This is a genomic window from Pseudomonas sp. NPDC089569, assembly GCF_050280625.1.
Classification (GTDB): domain Bacteria; phylum Pseudomonadota; class Gammaproteobacteria; order Pseudomonadales; family Pseudomonadaceae; genus Aquipseudomonas.
In genome coordinates, this window is sequence record NZ_JBNNVQ010000203.1 from 1 (window position 1) to 3803 (window position 3803).

A 3803-nucleotide genomic window follows, 5' to 3' on the forward strand; every position below is an offset into this window, starting at 1 on the left:
TCGAAGTGGTGCGCAGCAATGCCCATGGCGTCAGCGGCATGAGCGAGCGGCTGAGCAGCGGCTGCCACGAAGTCGCGGGCAGCAGCCAGCAACAATGCAAGAATCACGATCGCCAGACCGGCTTCAAGGCCACGTCCCACGTTGAGGGTCTGAATCCCCACCAGCACGTCCTCACCCAGACCACGGGCACCGATCATCGAGGCGATCACCACCATCGACAGGGCCATCATGGTGGTCTGGTTGATGCCGGCCATGATGCTCGGCAACGCCAGCGGCAGTTGCACGCCGAACAGTTGCTGCCAGCGGTTGGCGCCAAAGGCGTTGATCGCCTCCATCACTTCACCGTCGACCTGGCGGATGCCCAGATCGGTCAGGCGGATCAGCGGCGGTGCGGCATAGATCACGGTGGCGAAAATCGCCGGGACCTTGCCCAGGCCGAACAGCATCAGTACCGGGATCAGGTACACGAAGCTCGGCATGGTTTGCATGATGTCCAGCAGCGGCATCAGTACCGAACGCAGACGATCGTTGCGCGCCGAAAGAATGCCCAGCGGAATGCCGATCAGCACCGAGATGACCGTGGCCACCAGCATCAGCGCCAGGGTTTGCATCAGTTTGTCCCAGAGGCCGACCGCGCCCACCAGGAACAGCAAACCGACGATCACGGCGGTGGTGACGACTTTACGGGTCGCGTGCCAGGCCACACCGGCCACGATGGCCAGCATCAGCCACCAGGGCGCCATGCGCAGCAGGCTCTCCAGATTGACGATGGCCCACAGCAGCGTGTCGGAAATGTGCCGGAACACATCGCCATAGTTGGTGACCAGCGAATCGACCCAACCGTTGACCCAGTCGGCGATGGAAAAGGTAAAGCTTTCGGGAAACATAAGAGACTCTCAATCAAGGGGTTGCGATCAAGCGTCCGACTGCCGTTGCCGACAGTCGGAGAAGCCTAACCTACAAGGCCGCGTCGATTTTCTTGGCTGCGTCTTCGCTCACCCATGCGTGCCAGACTTCAGGATGTTCCTTCAAGAAGATCTTGGCCAGTTTTGGCGACTCGATCCGCTCTTTGGTCATGCGTCCCAGGTTCTGGTTCAGCAGGTCGATCGGCAGGTTGACCTTTTCCAGCACGGTCACCAGTTCCGGCGCTTCGTCGTGGAACGTCTTGGACAGGCCGACCTTGATGGTCACGCGCTTGTCCACGCCTGGTTTCTCTTCGAGTTTCACCACATCGACCTGGCCCATCAGCGGCGTCGGCGACCAGTAGTAGAACAGGATCGGCTCGCCACGCTTGTAGCTCGACAGCACGGCGGCATCCAGCGCCGGGCCGGTGCCTGGACGGAAGTTGGTGTAGGAGCTTTCCAGGCCGTAGCTTTTCAGCATTTCGCTGTTGTCCAGCTCGCAGGTCCAACCGGCCGGGCAGTTGTAGAAGCGGCCCTTGGAAGGCTCTTCGGCATCCTTGAAGATCGCCGAGTACTTGCCCAGATCAGCAATGTTCTTCAGGTCCGGCGCCTTGGCTTCCAGCTTGCGCTTGGCATCGCCTTCGATCACGTAGCGCGGCACGTACCAGCCTTCGACGGCACCCACCACCGGCGCACCGACACCGACGACCTTGCCAGCCTTCTCGGCCTTGTTCCAGACCTCGCTGCGGCCGACCCACTCTTCGGCAAACACCTGGATGTCGTTGCTGCTCAGGGCGTTTTCCATGGCGATGGAGTTGCCGGGCAAGCTATCGGTCTTGCAGTCGTAGCCTTTCTCCAGCACGACTTGCAGCACGTCGGTCAGGAGCATTGCACTTTCCCAGTTCAGGCCGGCGAATTTCACCGGTTTGCCCGACTCGCACCAACCCGCCGCCTGAGTGGCGCCAGCGCTGGCCAGCAGGCCCATGGAAAGCAATGTGGTCAGCAGGGTCTTGTTCGATTTCATTGTTGTGACGCTCCTAATCATAAATTGGCTTACGGCAGTCAAGAGGCATCCAGCCCTGTCTACGTCCAATCAGGCCTGCGCCGCAGCGCGACCGGTCCCGCTTGTTTTTGGTTGTACAACGCTGTTCTGCTCGACTGGCAGAATCAGTTGATCGGGCACTGCACCGTGCCATTTTTTTGCGCACACGTAATACAGGGCAGCGGGAAGCACCAGACCGATGATCCAGGAAATATCCACATCACCCAATGCAGCGACCAGGGGACCTGTATAGAACTTGGTGGAGATGAACGGCAACTGCACCAGCACACCGAACACATAGACGCTGATACCGAGCATGTTCCAGCGGCCGTAGCGACCGTTCGGATCAGCCAGTGCCGGTACGTCGTAGCGCTCGCGGGTAATACAGTAGTAGTCCACCAGGTTGATCGCACTCCAGGGCGTGAAAAACGCCAGCAGGAACAGGATGAACGACTTGAACGCACCGAGGAACGAGTGCTGGCCGAGCAACGCCATCAGGGTCGCAGCCCCGACAATGACCAGCACGAACACCAGGCGCTGCAAGCGCGAGACCTGCAGGTGGCCACGGAAGCCGCTGATGATCGTCGCGATGCACATGAAGCTGCCATAGGAGTTCAGCGTGGAAATGGTGACCTTGCCGAATGCGATGCTGAAGTACAGCAACGCAGCGGCAGCACCACTGCCGGCGAAACCAACGATGTAAGCCACTTCATGACCGGCGTATTGACCATTGGCCGAAGCGGCGGCAAACACACCGAGGATCATCGCCACCTGTGCACCAACGACCGAACCTGCGCCGGCGGCAAAAAAGGTTTTCACCGAAGAAGTCTTGCTTGGCAGGTAGCGGGAATAGTCAGCCACGTAAGGACCAAAGGCGATCTGCCAGGACGCCGCGAGCGACACCGCAAGCAGGAAGCTGCTCCAGCTGAAGTGGCGGATTTGCAACAGCGCACCAACGTCAACCTGGGTCATCAGACGGCTGAACAGGTAAACAAAGGCAATCACGCCAATGATGCTGGCGAGACGACCAATGAAATGGATCACCCGATAGCCAAGCACCGTGACCAGTACGATGACGCTGGCGAAGAGGAGGATACCGACGGTGTCGCTAACCCCGAACAATTGGCCCAACGCCTGGCCGGAAAGCACGGTGCCGGTGGCGGTGAAGCCCAGGTACATCAGGCACACCAGCACGATCGGGATGGCCGCGCCGTAAACGCCGAACTGCACCCGGCTGGAGATCATCTGTGGCAGGCCAAGCTTGGGCCCTTGCGCCGCATGCAACGCCATCACCCCACCGCCGAGCAGTTGACCGATCAACAGGCCGATCAACGACCAGAACACATCCCCACCGAGCACCACGGCCAATGCACCGGTCACAATCGCGGTGATTTGCAGGTTGGCACCCATCCACAGGGTGAACTGGCTAAACAGACGACCGTGTCTTTCCGCTTCCGGGATGTAGTCGATCGAGCGTTTCTCGATCAACGGTTTGTTGCCAGCACGCTCGCTGTTAACTGCCATGATTCAACCTCTGTGGATTGTTATTCTGGGTTGGTTCGCGCTCTGTAGGAGCGAGGCTTGCCCGCGAAGGCGTCAAAACTGACACACCGCGGTTCGCGGGCAAGCCTCGCTCCTACAGAGTTGCGTTGGGCCGCCATCACAGGCGGCCCGTTTGTTTCTTATTTGCCGGTAATCATCGGCAGGTTCAGCCCTTGTTCCTTGGCGCAGTCGATGGCGATCTGGTAACCGGCATCGGCGTGACGCATTACACCGGTGGCCGGGTCGTTGGTCAGCACGCGAGCGATACGCTCGGCCGCTTCGTCAGTACCGTCGCAGATCGAAAACGTGCCATCAGA

The 3803-nt window shown here is 59.8% G+C and carries 3 protein-coding genes and 1 pseudogene; all 4 read right to left on the reverse strand.

All coding sequences use genetic code 11. The features are described from left to right. A partial coding sequence (locus ACQKP2_RS32110; protein ID WP_427582284.1) for an ABC transporter permease occupies positions 1-887 on the reverse strand: 887 nt, incomplete at its 3' end. A gap of 70 nt (positions 888-957) precedes the next feature. Beyond that, complete coding sequence (locus ACQKP2_RS32115; RefSeq protein ID WP_427582285.1) at positions 958-1926, reverse strand: ABC transporter substrate-binding protein; 969 nt, start codon at positions 1924-1926, stop codon at positions 958-960. A gap of 69 nt (positions 1927-1995) precedes the next feature. Continuing rightward, complete coding sequence (locus ACQKP2_RS32120) at positions 1996-3468, reverse strand: purine-cytosine permease family protein (protein WP_427582286.1); 1473 nt, start codon at positions 3466-3468, stop codon at positions 1996-1998. Positions 3469-3626: 158 nt separating this feature from the next. Next, positions 3627-3803 (reverse strand): annotated as a pseudogene (locus ACQKP2_RS32125) (urocanate hydratase); the annotation flags it as partial.